The 13,082-nt window shown below is 54.9% G+C and carries 14 protein-coding genes; 5 read left to right on the plus strand and 9 right to left on the minus strand.

The window, feature by feature from the left end:
• Positions 1-143 precede the first annotated feature (143 nt).
• The 9 genes from csrA to mltB all read right to left on the minus strand — a co-directional run bounded on the left by csrA (position 144) and on the right by mltB (position 9,580).
• A complete protein-coding gene (gene csrA, locus FN037_RS13790; protein WP_000906486.1) occupies positions 144-329 on the minus strand; it encodes a carbon storage regulator CsrA in 186 nt (61 codons plus the stop codon).
• Between the two features lie 235 nt (positions 330-564).
• Positions 565-3,192, minus strand: coding sequence for an alanine--tRNA ligase (gene alaS, locus FN037_RS13795; protein WP_142502485.1), 2,628 nt, complete (start codon positions 3,190-3,192; stop codon positions 565-567).
• 126 nt (positions 3,193-3,318) lie between these two features.
• The gene (recX, locus tag FN037_RS13800; RefSeq protein WP_142502486.1) at positions 3,319-3,819 is read right to left on the minus strand and encodes a recombination regulator RecX; all 501 of its coding nucleotides are present in this window, start codon (positions 3,817-3,819) and stop codon (positions 3,319-3,321) included.
• 67 nt (positions 3,820-3,886) lie between these two features.
• Positions 3,887-4,945 carry a recombinase RecA gene (gene recA, locus FN037_RS13805; protein ID WP_138359756.1) on the minus strand — a complete coding sequence of 353 codons (1,059 nt, stop codon included), beginning with the start codon at positions 4,943-4,945 and terminating at the stop codon, positions 3,887-3,889.
• Between the two features lie 80 nt (positions 4,946-5,025).
• On the minus strand, positions 5,026-5,523 hold the full coding sequence (gene pncC, locus FN037_RS13810) for a nicotinamide-nucleotide amidase (RefSeq protein ID WP_138359757.1): 498 nt from the start codon (positions 5,521-5,523) through the stop codon (positions 5,026-5,028).
• A gap of 320 nt (positions 5,524-5,843) precedes the next feature.
• Entirely contained in the window at positions 5,844-6,722 is an 879-nt protein-coding gene (locus FN037_RS13815) for a metal ABC transporter substrate-binding protein (protein ID WP_142502769.1), read from the minus strand.
• 7 nt (positions 6,723-6,729) lie between these two features.
• Positions 6,730-7,593: a metal ABC transporter permease gene (locus FN037_RS13820; RefSeq protein WP_138359758.1), complete on the minus strand. Its 864-nt coding sequence runs from the start codon at positions 7,591-7,593 to the stop codon at positions 6,730-6,732.
• On the minus strand, positions 7,590-8,300 hold the full coding sequence (locus FN037_RS13825; RefSeq protein WP_171034825.1) for a metal ABC transporter ATP-binding protein: 711 nt from the start codon (positions 8,298-8,300) through the stop codon (positions 7,590-7,592). The genes FN037_RS13820 and FN037_RS13825 overlap by 4 nt, the downstream gene beginning before the upstream one ends.
• A 203-nt stretch (positions 8,301-8,503) precedes the next feature.
• The gene (mltB, locus tag FN037_RS13835; RefSeq protein ID WP_142502487.1) at positions 8,504-9,580 is read right to left on the minus strand and encodes a lytic murein transglycosylase B; all 1,077 of its coding nucleotides are present in this window, start codon (positions 9,578-9,580) and stop codon (positions 8,504-8,506) included.
• Between the two features lie 261 nt (positions 9,581-9,841).
• On the opposite strand from mltB, the gene FN037_RS13840 reads away from it, so the two are divergent.
• From FN037_RS13840 to gutM, 5 genes are all read left to right on the plus strand, one after another.
• The gene (locus FN037_RS13840) at positions 9,842-10,405 is read left to right on the plus strand and encodes a PTS glucitol/sorbitol transporter subunit IIC (RefSeq protein ID WP_138359761.1); all 564 of its coding nucleotides are present in this window, start codon (positions 9,842-9,844) and stop codon (positions 10,403-10,405) included.
• Positions 10,402-11,379: a PTS glucitol/sorbitol transporter subunit IIB gene (locus FN037_RS13845; protein ID WP_138359762.1), complete on the plus strand. Its 978-nt coding sequence runs from the start codon at positions 10,402-10,404 to the stop codon at positions 11,377-11,379. Before FN037_RS13840 ends, FN037_RS13845 begins: the two co-directional genes overlap by 4 nt.
• Positions 11,380-11,392: 13 nt before the next feature.
• Positions 11,393-11,755 carry a PTS glucitol/sorbitol transporter subunit IIA gene (gene srlB / locus FN037_RS13850; protein WP_138359763.1) on the plus strand — a complete coding sequence of 121 codons (363 nt, stop codon included), beginning with the start codon at positions 11,393-11,395 and terminating at the stop codon, positions 11,753-11,755.
• Between the two features lie 17 nt (positions 11,756-11,772).
• Positions 11,773-12,552 carry a sorbitol-6-phosphate dehydrogenase gene (gene srlD / locus FN037_RS13855; protein ID WP_138359764.1) on the plus strand — a complete coding sequence of 260 codons (780 nt, stop codon included), beginning with the start codon at positions 11,773-11,775 and terminating at the stop codon, positions 12,550-12,552.
• Positions 12,553-12,671: 119 nt separating this feature from the next.
• Entirely contained in the window at positions 12,672-13,031 is a 360-nt protein-coding gene (gutM, locus tag FN037_RS13860) for a transcriptional regulator GutM (RefSeq protein ID WP_138359765.1), read from the plus strand.
• Positions 13,032-13,082 lie beyond the last annotated feature (51 nt).

Here is a 13,082-nt window from a genome sequence, read left to right on the forward strand (position 1 = left end):
TGACGATCACACCGCTATGAAAGGAAAAAATAGCTATAACGGATATCAGGGAATAGTCAAAAAAGAGAAGCAATCGAAGAAGAAAAGTGAGGAAAATAGCGGGCAGAGAGAGGCGCCTCACCGAATAGCGAGGCGCGAAAACCTTAGTAACTGGACTGCTGGGATTTTTCAGCCTGGATACGCTGGTAGATCTCTTCACGATGGACAGAGACTTCTTTAGGGGCATTAACGCCAATACGTACCTGGTTACCCTTAACCCCTAAAACTGTCACAGTGACCTCATCTCCAATCATGAGGGTCTCACCAACTCGACGAGTCAGAATCAGCATTCTTTGCTCCTTGAAAGATTAAAAGAGTCGGGCTCTCGTATCCCGGCATTATCTATCATATAACGCCAAAACGTAAGCGATCACAAACACCCTACAGTGTAAGCAGCCGCGGCATCACATTCTGTGAACCTAAGTTTAGCCGATATACACAACTTCAACCCGACTTTATCGTTATCAGTGCTTCTCGCGCAAGATGCCGCCATCCGGGAACGGCAGCATCTATTGTTTATAGTTATTACAGTTTTGCGCTTACCCAGCCTTTCACACTGGCCAACGCAGCAGGGAGAGCAGACGCATCCGTACCACCGGCTTGCGCCATATCCGGACGACCGCCCCCTTTTCCGCCCACCTGCCGGGCGACCATACCAATCAGTTCCCCTGCTTTCACGCGGTCTGTCACATCCTTAGACACTCCGGCAATAAGAGAAACCTTACCATCTGCAGCCGTGGCTAATACGATAACCGTTGAACCCAACTGATTCTTCAGATCGTCCACCATGGTACGCAGCATTTTCGGCTCAACGCCAGCCAGCTCGCTGACCAGCAGTTTAACACCGTTAATCTCTTCCGCTTTACTGCTGAGGCTTGCGCTCTCCTGCGCCGCAGCCTGCTCTTTCAGTTGCTGAAGCTCTTTTTCCAGTTGTCGGCTGCGTTCTAACGCGGCGCGCACTTTGTCGCCGAGGCTGTGGGTATCCCCCTTCAGCAACTGCGCAATATCGCTCAGTTGATCGCTTTGCGCATGCAGCCATGCAATCGCGCCTTCGCCAGTGACCGCTTCAATACGGCGCACGCCTGCGGCAGTGCCGGACTCAGACGTAATACGGAACAGGCCGATATCACCGGTGCGCGAGGCGTGAGTGCCGCCACACAGTTCCGTGGAGAAATCCCCCATGCTCAGCACGCGAACGCGGTCATCGTACTTCTCACCAAACAGCGCCATAGCGCCTGATTTACGCGCAGCATCAATATCCATGATATTGGTTTCGATTGGCAGGTTGCGACGAATTTGCGCGTTGACCAGATCTTCTACCGCCCGGATCTCATCCGGCTTCATCGCTTCAAAATGCGAGAAGTCAAAACGCAGCGCCTTGTCGTTGACCAAAGAACCTTTCTGCGCGACGTGCGTCCCAAGAACCTGACGCAATGCCGCATGCATCAGGTGCGTTGCGGAGTGATTCAGACGGATACGCTGCCGACGAGCTTGATCGACATCGGCCTGAACCGCATCGCCTGATTTCAGCGAGCCGCCGATCAGTTTCCCGATGTGACCAATCGCCTGACCGTATTTCTGGGTATCACTGACCTGGAAGGAAAAACCGGCACCCTTCAGTTCGCCTTTGTCGCCCACCTGACCACCGGATTCAGCGTAGAATGGCGTCTGATCCAGAATAACCACCGCCTCCTGGCCCGCATTCACTGTTTCAACCGCTTTACCGTCGATAAACAGGGCTGTCACTTTAGCGTTTAGTTCCAGGCTGTCGTAGCCTTTAAACTCAGAGGCGCCGTCAACACGAATCATCGCATTGTAGTCGGCACCAAAACCACTGGATTCACGCGCGCGACGACGCTGCTCTTCCATCGCTTCGTCAAAGCCCGCTTCATCAACTTTAATATTGCGTTCACGGCAGACGTCTGCGGTCAGATCAACCGGGAAACCGTAGGTATCGTACAGACGGAAAGCGGTTTCTCCGTCCAGCGTATCGCCTTTCAGTTTAGCCAGTTCTTCGTCCAGTAGCGCCAGTCCGCGCTCCAGGGTGCGGGCAAACTGCTCTTCTTCAGTTTTCAGTACCTGCTCAACCTGAGCCTGCTGCTGTTTGAGTTCTTCACCCGCTGAGCCCATGACATCAATCAACGGAGCAACCAGTTTCCAGAAGAAAGTATCCTTCGCGCCCAGCATGTTGCCATGACGAATAGCACGACGAATAATGCGGCGCAGCACGTAGCCGCGGTTTTCATTCGACGGCGTAACGCCATCGGCAATCAGGAACGCGCAGGAACGAATATGGTCAGCAATAACGCGCAGCGATTTGTTAGACAGATCGGTCGCGCCCGTCACGCCAGCCACGCTGTTAATCAGATCGCGGAACAGATCGATTTCGTAGTTGGAGTTTACGTGCTGCAGCACAGCAGCGATACGCTCCAGGCCCATCCCGGTATCAACGGACGGTTTCGGCAGCGGTTCCATCGTCCCGTCAGCCTGACGGTTAAACTGCATAAAGACGATGTTCCAGATCTCGATATAGCGATCGCCATCTTCTTCAGGACTTCCCGGAGGGCCGCCCCAGATATGATCGCCGTGGTCGAAAAAGATCTCAGTGCACGGCCCGCACGGCCCGGTATCACCCATCTGCCAGAAGTTATCGGAAGCAAAGGGCGCACCTTTGTTGTCGCCGATGCGGATAATACGCTCATGCGGTACACCGACTTCATTCGCCCAGATATCAAAGGCTTCATCATCGGTTTCGTAAACGGTCACCCACAGTTTTTCTTTTGGTAACGCAAACCAGTTTTCGCCGGTCAGCAGTTCCCATGCATATTTAATAGCATCCTGCTTAAAGTAATCGCCGAAGCTGAAGTTACCCAGCATTTCAAAAAAAGTGTGGTGACGCGCGGTGTAACCGACGTTTTCCAGATCGTTGTGCTTACCACCCGCACGAACGCAACGCTGCGCGGTAGTCGCGCGCGAATAATTACGTTTGTCGAGACCAAGGAAAACATCCTTGAACTGGTTCATCCCGGCGTTGGTAAACAGCAGGGTCGGGTCGTTATGCGGCACCAGGGAGCTGCTCGCAACTACCTGATGTCCTTTACTATGGAAAAAGTCGAGAAACGCCTGACGGATCTCAGCGGTGCTCTTGCTCATAATTATCCTGAAATCAAGCTAACGAAATGTCGCTGGCAGCCCCTAGTATTGACCGGCAGGCTACTCACGAAAATAAAGTGGGAATAAGATAAGTTTTCTTCACGGGGAAGTAAAATCCCGGATGGGTCAATCTGCAAAATTTCGCCAGATTTCCTGGATATCCTCCATCAGATAGCCGCGGTAGAGCAAAAAGCGCTGAATTTTGACTTTCTCGGCAAATACGGTGGGCAGGGGGTCGCCATATTTTCGCTGCGCCTGCTCTTTGGCAAGCCGCGCCCAGGCAATTTCGCACTCGCGCATGGCTGCCTCTATCGTCTCACGAGAGATCCCCTTCTGCTTTAGCTCCTGGCGGACGCGCGCCGGGCCGTATCCCTTGCGGCTACGGCTGGCAATAAACTGATGAACAAAGCGTTCGTCGTCCAGATAGCGGTTATCAATGCACCACGCGACAACGTTTTCAACCTCTTCCTGTGTCGCCTCCAGCGCCTCCGGGCCATTCTTCCCCATGACCGGAGCTGACAGCTTACGTCTTAGCTCCCGTTCACTGTGGTCGCGCATAGCGAGAATTCGCATAGCGCGATCAAGCAGGCGAGCATAGCCAGAGCGGCGGGATGAAGTTTCAGTCACGGAAGCCTCGCTAATCAAAAAGCCAAAGGGCCGCAGAAGCGGCCCTTTTTAGTCTGTGCAGACAATATCAGAAATCTTGTGCGGTTTCTGCTTCGCTGTTGCCATCAACCGCGAAATCCGGTGTGGAATCCTGATTGCTCAGCAGCAGTTCACGGACTTTCTTCTCGATCTCTTTTGCCGCAGCCGGATTCTCTTTAAGCCAGGAGATCGCATTCGCTTTGCCCTGACCGATTTTATCGCCGTTGTAGCTGTACCAGGCACCGGCTTTCTCAATCAGCTTCTCTTTCACGCCGAGATCGACCAGCTCACCGAAGAAGTTAATACCTTCGCCGTAGAGGATCTGGAATTCAGCCTGCTTAAACGGCGCGGCAATTTTGTTTTTCACCACTTTAACGCGGGTTTCGCTACCGACAACATTATCGCCCTCTTTCACTGCGCCGATACGACGGATATCCAGACGAACGGAGGCGTAGAATTTCAGCGCGTTACCACCGGTGGTGGTTTCAGGGTTACCGAACATTACGCCAATTTTCATACGAATCTGGTTAATGAAAATCAGCAGCGTATTGGACTGCTTCAGGTTACCCGCCAGCTTACGCATCGCCTGGCTCATCATGCGTGCCGCAAGGCCCATGTGAGAATCGCCGATTTCGCCTTCGATTTCCGCTTTCGGGGTCAACGCCGCAACGGAGTCGACAACGATGACATCTACCGCGCCGGAACGGGCCAGCGCGTCGCAGATTTCCAGCGCCTGTTCGCCGGTATCCGGCTGGGAGCAAAGCAGGTTGTCAATATCAACGCCCAGCTTACGCGCATAGATGGGATCCAGCGCGTGTTCTGCATCGATAAACGCACAGGTTTTACCTTCTCGCTGCGCCGCAGCGATGACCTGCAGAGTCAGCGTCGTTTTACCGGAAGATTCAGGCCCATAAATCTCGACGATACGCCCCATCGGCAGGCCGCCAGCGCCCAGGGCAATATCCAGAGAAAGCGAGCCGGTGGAGATAGTTTCCACATCCATAGAACGGTCTTCACCCAGGCGCATGATGGAACCTTTACCGAATTGTTTTTCAATCTGGCCCAGTGCTGCCGCCAACGCTTTCTGTTTGTTTTCGTCGATAGCCATTCTAACTCCTCTCATGCCGGGTGTTACCGGATAGTCAATTCTGTTCTGTTGAGGCAATTATACTGTATGGTCATACAGTATCAAGTATTTTGTAGAAATTGTTGCCAGAGGAGTGTTAACGCATACGCCGTTGCCTGACGGCGCACCGACTCACGGTCTCCGGAGAAACATTCGCATTGGGTAACCCCCTGGCCGCTGGCGCTGGCAACGCCAAACCATACGGTCCCAACCGGCTTTTCCACACTGCCGCCATCCGGTCCGGCAATGCCGCTGACCGATATCGCATAATCCGCGCGAGCCGCGCGAAGGGCGCCAATCGCCATCTCCACCACAACCGGTTCACTCACCGCGCCATGGTCGAGTAGCGTCTCTTCATTGACGCCGATCATCTGCGATTTCGCTTCATTACTGTAAGTGACGAAACCACGCTCAAACCATGCCGAGCTCCCCGCGATATCGGTAAGCGTTTTGGCTACCCAACCGCCGGTACAGGACTCTGCCGTGGTCACCGTTGCGCCGCGCGCTTTCAGTGCCTGCCCCACCTGCTCACTCAGTTGCATTAATTCTGAATCAGTCATTCGTTGCCCCACGTAGGCCATATAAAGAAGCCATCAAAGATAGCACTTTCAGCGGAAATATGGGGATGAAGTGGCAATTTTACGAGGGGTCTTGCGAAAAACATCGTCCACGCTGGCTCAGCATTAGCCGGGAACGGTCAGGCTTATCCGTACCGCCATTCGCCGCCGATAAGAGAGTTGAATTCGAGGTTATCAGGAATGAGCGCGCACAGAATCACGGCATACAGCTATTGCTGAATGAAGCTTTAGTCTACGGCGCTCAGAAAGAAAACAGATATCGAATGGGCATGACTAACCGGCCCATCACGGGCCGGCTTCATTTATTTCATACTCGCAGCGATCAATTGCACGTTATGACGCATCATTTTCACGTAGCTGTCCGCCACGCCGCCCGGTCTGGAGAGCGCTTCAGGATAAAGTTCGCCGCCCGGTTGCGCGCCCGTTGCGCTGGCGATCTGTTTAACCAGTCGCGGGTCGAGCTGATTTTCCATAAACCAGGTATGCACGCCGTCTGCTTTAATTTGTTTGATTAACGCCGCCACCTGCGCCGCGCTGGCTTCACTTTCCGAAGACAGGCCCTGCGGCGCGAGGAAGGTTACGCCATAAGCGCGGCCAAAATAGCCGAAAGCGTCATGGCTGGTCAGCACCTTACGCTTTGCCTGCGGAATAGCGCTGAACTGTTTTTTGGCCCAGCTATCGATCTCTTTGAGCTGGCTGATATAGGCTTTGCCGGAGGCCTCCAGTGCGGTTTTATCCTGCGGATCGGCCTTAACCAGACCTTTGAGGATATTCTGCGCATACAGCGCGCCGTTTGCCGCGCTGTTCCAGGCGTGCGGATCGGTTACCGTCTTTCCGTCTTCATCAAGGGTATGGGTTTTCACGCCTTTGGACGCAACAACCAGTTCGCCTTTAAAACCAGAGGCTTTAATTAATCTGTCGAGCCAGCCTTCCAGTCCGAGGCCATTCACCACCACCACATCAGCCTTACTGAGCAGCGCACTATCTTTCGGCGATGGTTCGAAGGTATGTGGGTCGCCGTCAGGGCCCACCAGCGAATCCACATGCACATGCTCACCGCCAACCTGCTGTACAATATCGCCTAAAACGGAAAAACTACTCACCACATTCAGCGTTTTCGCCATTACCCCTTGCGATGCCAGGCCTAACGCCAGCGCCAGCAAGATCCCGGTACGTTTCATCATTTTCTTACCCCATTAATTTACGCCAGCCGACAACCAGCCGACTGCGCGTGCCAAAAAACACTGAAACAAAAAAGATGCCGCTGGCGGTCAGCACAATGGCGGGCCCGGCAGGCAAATTCGCCGCCCATGACAGGCTCAGCCCCATCCACGCGCAAAAGCCGCCGATGAGCGCCGCCAGCAACAGAATCCCCGGCAGCGTCTTCATCCAACAGCGCGCTGCCACCGCGGGTAGCATCATGACGCCCACCGCCATCAACGTGCCGAGAACCTGAAATCCCGCCACCAGATTGAGCACCAGCAAGGCGAGAAACAGACCGTGCAACAGCGCGGGCAAGCGTCGGGAGTTCACCTGTAGCCAGACGCTATCGAAAGCTTCGCTGACCAGTCCGCGATAAAACAGGGCGATACACATCAGCGTCAGGCTGGCGACACCGGCAACAAACAGCGCAGAATCGCTGTCGACCGCCAGAATCGAGCCAAACAGCAGATGCAACAGGTCGACGTTTGAACTGCGCAACGATACCAACGTGACGCCCAGCGCCAGGGAGCCGAGATAAAATCCGGCAAAGCTGGCATCCTCTTTTAACGGCGTGCGACGACTGACCCACCCCGCCACCAGCGCAACCACAATCCCGGCGATAAAACCGCCGACGCTCATCGCCAACAGAGACATTCCGTTAAGCAGGTAGCCCACCGCCACCCCGGGCAAAATCGCGTGAGATAGCGCATCGCCCATCAGGCTCATGCGCCGCAGAAGCAAAAAGACGCCAAGCATGGTGGTGCTCAGCGATAACGCAAGGCACACCACCAGCGCGCGGCGCATAAAACCAAATTCGATAAACGGCTGAAAAAAGGTATGCCAGATCATGCCAGCCTCACGGAGTTAAATGCGGGTAGCACATCGGGCGTGTTCCCCCAGCGGGCGCGCTGCGGCGTCAACAGCATCGTTTCCGGGAAATAGTCGGTCACTCGCTGGTTATCGTGCAGCACCGCGAGGATCGTCTGGCCCTGCCGATGCATGTCGAGGATCAGCGCCATCAGTTCGCGACTGGTCGCTTCATCAATGCCGGTAAACGGCTCGTCCAGCATCACCAGCGGCGCCCGTTGCACCATCACTCTGGCAAATAACATGCGCTGAAACTGACCGCCGGAAAGTTCCTCGATCGGTGTTTTCGCCATCGCCGACATCCCTACCCGCTCCAGCGCCGCAGAGATGCGCTGACGCACCTCTCCGCGCAACCCGCGCAGTAACGACACCCGCGGCCAGGCGCCCTGGCTGACAACATCCTGCACCGTCAACGGAAACTGGGACTCCAGCGCATGCCGCTGCGCCAGCCAACCGATAATGGGCCGCCCGTTGCGCCAGCTCAGTCGGCCGCTTACCGGCGGAATAAATCCGGCCAGCGTCTTCAACAACGTCGATTTACCACAGCCATTCAGACCAACGATGGCCGTCATGCTCCCCATCTCTATGGTGCCGCTCAATGATGGAGTAATCGCCAGGCCCTCGTAGCCTGCCACCAGATGATCAAGCTCAATCATGGCAACGACACCGCCCACCAGGTCGCCAGCCACAGCACGGCCAGTAAGGCGCAGGCGATTGCCAGCCGCGTTGCACCAGAGGCCATCAGTATGGAAATCAATTTTCTCACCTCAACAAAACGTTATAACGTAACAATATTGAAAGATGAGCAAAATGTAAATTGGTGTCAACGAAAGGAAATGCTGCAAAATGTTACGGACTCGTCTTAGAACGGAGAGGAGTCCGTAAGTCAGGATTACTGTATGCGGGCCTGAGAAACCGCCAGCCCCAGTTGCCAGACGGCCATTGCATAATGGGTGCTGTGGTTATAGCGAGTAATGGTGTAGAAATTCGGCAGACCGTACCAGTACTGATATCCCGTGCCGATATCCAGCCGCAGCAGGCTTACCTGCTGGTGGTTGCCCAGCGGTTGAGTCGGCGTCAATCCTGCTGCCGCCAGCTGCGAGACGCTGTATTTGGTTTTAAAACCGTCGTTCAGCCCCGGCGCCTGGCCCATCGCCTGTACCGCCACCAGATCGCCGTTCACCCAGCCATGCTGTTTAAAGTAGTTCGCCACACTGCCGATGGCATCCACCGGATCCCACAGGTTGATATGTCCATCGCCGTTAAAGTCCACCGCGTACTGGCGATAGGAAGAAGGCATAAACTGACCGTAGCCCATCGCCCCGGCGAAGGAGCCTTTCAGGTCAAGCGGATCATCTTTTTCGCTACGCGCCATCAACAGGAACGTTTCCAGCTCGCTGGAGAAATATTCGGCGCGACGCGGATAGTTAAACGACAGCGTCGCCAGCGCATCAAGGATGCGAGTTTTGCCCATCACCCGGCCCCAGCGGGTCTCCACGCCAATAATACCGACGATAATTTCCGGCGGCACGCCGTAAACCTGATACGCACGATTAAGCGCATCCTGATACTGATTCCAGAACGCCACGCCGTTCTGTACGTTAGCCGGGGTAATAAACTGTTTTTTATAGCGCAGCCAGGCGCCATTCGGCCCTGACGGCGGCAATCTGCTCGGTGCCTGACGGTCCATCAAACGCAGAACGTAGTCCAGACGTTTGGCCTGCGAGAGGATGTCATGCAACTGCTGCCGGTCGAAACCATGTTTACTGACCATTTTGTCGATGAACTGCTCTGCCGCCGGATTATTGGCGAAATCCCCCCCCATCTGCATTACGTTATGCTGCGGATCCAGCAAAAAACCGCCCGTACCGCCCGCCATTTCCGTTTCTGCGGGAGTGTGGGGTTTGCTGCTACAGGCAGCGAGAATGAAACACAAGGGGAGTAAAGCCAGAGAGCAACGCTTCAACATGGGACATCCATTTAACAAATCGGCAAGAGATCGTTATGGTAAAACATGCGCCCGCTCACAAGGAAGCGCAGGTAATGTAAATTCTTTTTTATTGCCACTTTTTCCTTATCACTCGTCACATCCATTCTTTCTCTCGCACAAACTTTCAAAATAAAATATTTATCTTTCATTTTGCGATCAATTTAACACTTTTAAATCTTTCAAAGTGATTAAAATTGGCCGCCAGTTAGCAAGAAAAATAACACGCTGAAGGAGAGAACAATGATTGATGTCATTACCCACGCCGCCGAATGGTTTATCGGCCTGTTTCAGAAGGGAGGTGAGGTGTTTACCGGAATGGTTACCGGGATCCTGCCCCTACTGATCAGTCTGCTGGTGATCATGAACGCGCTGATCAATTTTATTGGTCAGCAACGGATCGAAAAGCTGGCGCAACGCTGCGCCGGTAATCCGATCTCCCGCTATCTGCTGTTGCCCTGTATCGGTACCTTCGTTTTTTGTAATCCGATGACCCTGAGCCTGGGGCGCTTTATGCCCGAGAAATACAAACCGAGCTACTACGCGGCCGCTTCTTATAGCTGCCACTCAATGAATGGCCTGTTTCCGCATATCAATCCCGGCGAACTGTTTGTCTATCTGGGGATCGCCAATGGGCTGACCACCCTCGGTCTGCCGCTGGGGCCGCTGGCGGTGAGCTATCTGCTGGTTGGTCTGGTAACCAACTTCTTCCGTGGCTGGATAACCGATCTGACCACATCGATTTTTGAGAAAAAAATGGCCATTCAACTTGAACAGAAAGTTCGTCTGTCAGGAGCGACATCATGACGCGTATTCGCATTGAAAAAGGCACCGGCGGCTGGGGCGGCCCTCTCGAACTGGACGCCGTTGCCGGTAAAAAGATTGTCTATATCACCGCAGGCACCCGTCCGGCGATCGTCGATAAAATTGCCGGTCTGACCGGCTGGCAGGCGGTAGATGGTTTTAAAGAGGGCGAACCGCCGGAAGCGGAAATCGGCGTGGCGATTATCGACTGCGGCGGCACCCTGCGCTGCGGTATCTATCCAAAGCGCCGCATCCCGACCATTAATATTCACTCTACCGGTAAATCCGGCCCGCTGGCGCAGTATATCGTTGAGGATATTTACGTTTCCGGCGTTAAAGAAGAGAACATTACCGCGCAGGAAGGCAGCCGCGCCCCGGCGCCAGAGGCTGCGCCAGCCCAGTCAGCGCCCCGTGACTATGATGCCAGCAAGAAAATAACCGAGCAAAGCGATGGCCTGCTGGCGAAGATCGGCATGGGAATGGGCTCCGTCGTGGCGGTGATGTTCCAGGCCGGTCGCGACACCATTGATACGGTGCTGAAAACTATTCTGCCGTTTATGGCCTTCGTTTCGGCGCTGATTGGCATCATTATGGCCTCCGGCGTCGGTGACTGGATCGCCCACGGCCTGGCGCCCCTCGCCAGCCATCCGCTGGGCCTCGTTACCCTGGCGCTCATCTGTTCTTTCCCCCTACTGTCGCCGTTTCTTGGCCCTGGCGCGGTCATCGCGCAGGTTATCGGCGTGCTGATTGGCGTCCAGATTGGTCTTGGCAATATTCCACCGCATCTCGCCCTGCCCGCGCTGTTTGCCATTAACGCCCAGGCCGCCTGCGACTTTATTCCGGTTGGCCTGTCGCTGGCGGAAGCTCGTCAGGAGACCGTGCGCGTCGGCGTACCGTCAGTGCTGGTGAGCCGCTTCCTGACCGGCGCGCCAACGGTACTGATCGCCTGGTTCGTTTCCGGGTTTATTTACCAATAAGAGGTTCCTGAAGATGACCGTGATTTACCAGACCACCATTACGCACATTGGCGCCAGCGCGACGATGGCGCTGGCAGACCAGATGCTGATCACTTTCCGGGAGGGCGCCCCGGCCGATATCGAAGAGTACTGCTTTATTCACAACCACGGCGAGCTGTCCGGCCCGCTGCTGCCAGGCGCAGAGCTCCAGCTTGGTGAACAGCGCTATCCGGTGACCGCCGTCGGCGACGTCGCTGAGCAAAACCTGCGCGAGCTCGGCCATATCACGCTGCGTTTTGATGGACATCACGAAGCGGAGTTCCCCGGAACCGTTCACGTGGCGGGCCCGGTGCCGGAAACCATCGCCACCGGCTGCGTACTGAAATTTGTTGCTTAAGTTGTAAGGAGAAAATTATGAATCAGGTTGCTGTTGTCATCGGTGGGGGACAAACCTTAGGGGAGTTTCTGTGTCGTGGGCTTGCCGCAGAGGGCTATCGTGTCGCCGTTGTCGATATTCAGAGTGATAAAGCGACCCGCGTCGCACAGGCCATTAATGCGGAATATGGCGAAGGAAGGGCTTACGGCTTCGGCGCAGACGCCACCAGCGAAGCCAGCGTTGTCGCCCTTGCCCGCGGCGTGGACGACATATTTTCCCGCGTTGACCTGCTGGTTTACAGCGCCGGAATCGCCAAAGCGGCCTTTATCAGCGACTTCGCGCTGGGCGATTTCGACCGCTCGCTACAGGTTAATCTGGTGGGCTACTTCCTCTGCGCCCGTGAGTTTTCCCGGCTGATGATCCGCGACGGGATTAAAGGGCGCATCATTCAGATCAACTCCAAATCCGGCAAAGTCGGCAGCAAGCATAACTCTGGCTATAGCGCGGCGAAGTTCGGCGGCGTGGGGCTAACGCAGTCTCTGGCGCTGGATCTCGCGGAATATGGCATCACCGTGCATTCTCTGATGCTGGGCAACCTGCTGAAGTCGCCAATGTTCCAGTCCCTGCTACCGCAGTACGCCACCAAACTGGGGATCGCCGAAGATCAGGTAGAGCAGTACTACATCGATAAAGTGCCGCTGAAACGCGGCTGCGATTATCAGGATGTGCTTAATGTGCTGATGTTTTACGCCAGCCCACAGGCTTCGTACTGCACCGGGCAGTCTATTAACATCACCGGCGGGCAGGTGATGTTTTAAAACAGGCGTCCCGGATTACGCTGCGCGTATCCGGGCGACAGAAGCAGAGCGTCCCTCGGGCAAGGCGTGCGCGCCGCGCCCCGGGGATTTCCCGACAACACACCGCTAAGGAAACTGATATGGTTAACACATTAATCACCGTCGCCGCCCTCGCCTGGATAACTCAACTCATCTTTGGCGGCTGGCAAATCAGGCAATTTAATCACGCCTTTGATCAACTCAGCCAGAAAGGACGCGTTGGCGTTGGCCGTTCCGCTGGCCGGTTCAGGCCGCGCGCCGTCATCGCTATCGCCGTCGACGAGCACGACCGTATTCGCGATACGTTGTTGATGAAAGGTCTCACCGTTTTCACCAGGCCGCAAAAAATCCCTGCGCTTAACGGCAAACATATCGAAGAATTGCAGCCTGATGTGATCTTTCCCAATGATCCTCTCTGTCAGAATGCACTATTATTAGCGCTTAATCCGAAATACCTATAATTTCGTTGTGAAAGTTAATATCTTGCGAAATTATCACTTCGAAATTTTAAC

The organism is Klebsiella sp. 2680 (assembly GCF_900198535.1).
GTDB classification, from domain to species: Bacteria; Pseudomonadota; Gammaproteobacteria; order Enterobacterales; family Enterobacteriaceae; genus Klebsiella; species Klebsiella indica.

Bases quoted from the DNA above. Each gene is read 5' to 3' on its own strand.
- csrA (WP_000906486.1), bottom strand. From the start codon at position 329: ATGCTGATTCTGACTCGTCGAGTTGGTGAGACCCTCATGATTGGAGAT.
- alaS (WP_142502485.1), bottom strand. From the start codon at position 3,192: ATGAGCAAGAGCACCGCTGAGATCCGTCAGGCGTTTCTCGACTTTTTC.
- recA (WP_138359756.1), bottom strand. From the start codon at position 4,945: ATGGCTATCGACGAAAACAAACAGAAAGCGTTGGCGGCAGCACTGGGC.
- pncC (WP_138359757.1), bottom strand. From the start codon at position 5,523: ATGACTGATTCAGAATTAATGCAACTGAGTGAGCAGGTGGGGCAGGCA.
- FN037_RS13815 (WP_142502769.1), bottom strand. From the start codon at position 6,722: ATGAAACGTACCGGGATCTTGCTGGCGCTGGCGTTAGGCCTGGCATCG.
- FN037_RS13820 (WP_138359758.1), bottom strand. From the start codon at position 7,593: ATGATCTGGCATACCTTTTTTCAGCCGTTTATCGAATTTGGTTTTATG.
- mltB (WP_142502487.1), bottom strand. From the start codon at position 9,580: ATGTTGAAGCGTTGCTCTCTGGCTTTACTCCCCTTGTGTTTCATTCTC.
- FN037_RS13840 (WP_138359761.1), top strand. From the start codon at position 9,842: ATGATTGATGTCATTACCCACGCCGCCGAATGGTTTATCGGCCTGTTT.
- FN037_RS13845 (WP_138359762.1), top strand. From the start codon at position 10,402: ATGACGCGTATTCGCATTGAAAAAGGCACCGGCGGCTGGGGCGGCCCT.
- srlB (WP_138359763.1), top strand. From the start codon at position 11,393: ATGACCGTGATTTACCAGACCACCATTACGCACATTGGCGCCAGCGCG.
- srlD (WP_138359764.1), top strand. From the start codon at position 11,773: ATGAATCAGGTTGCTGTTGTCATCGGTGGGGGACAAACCTTAGGGGAG.
- gutM (WP_138359765.1), top strand. From the start codon at position 12,672: ATGGTTAACACATTAATCACCGTCGCCGCCCTCGCCTGGATAACTCAA.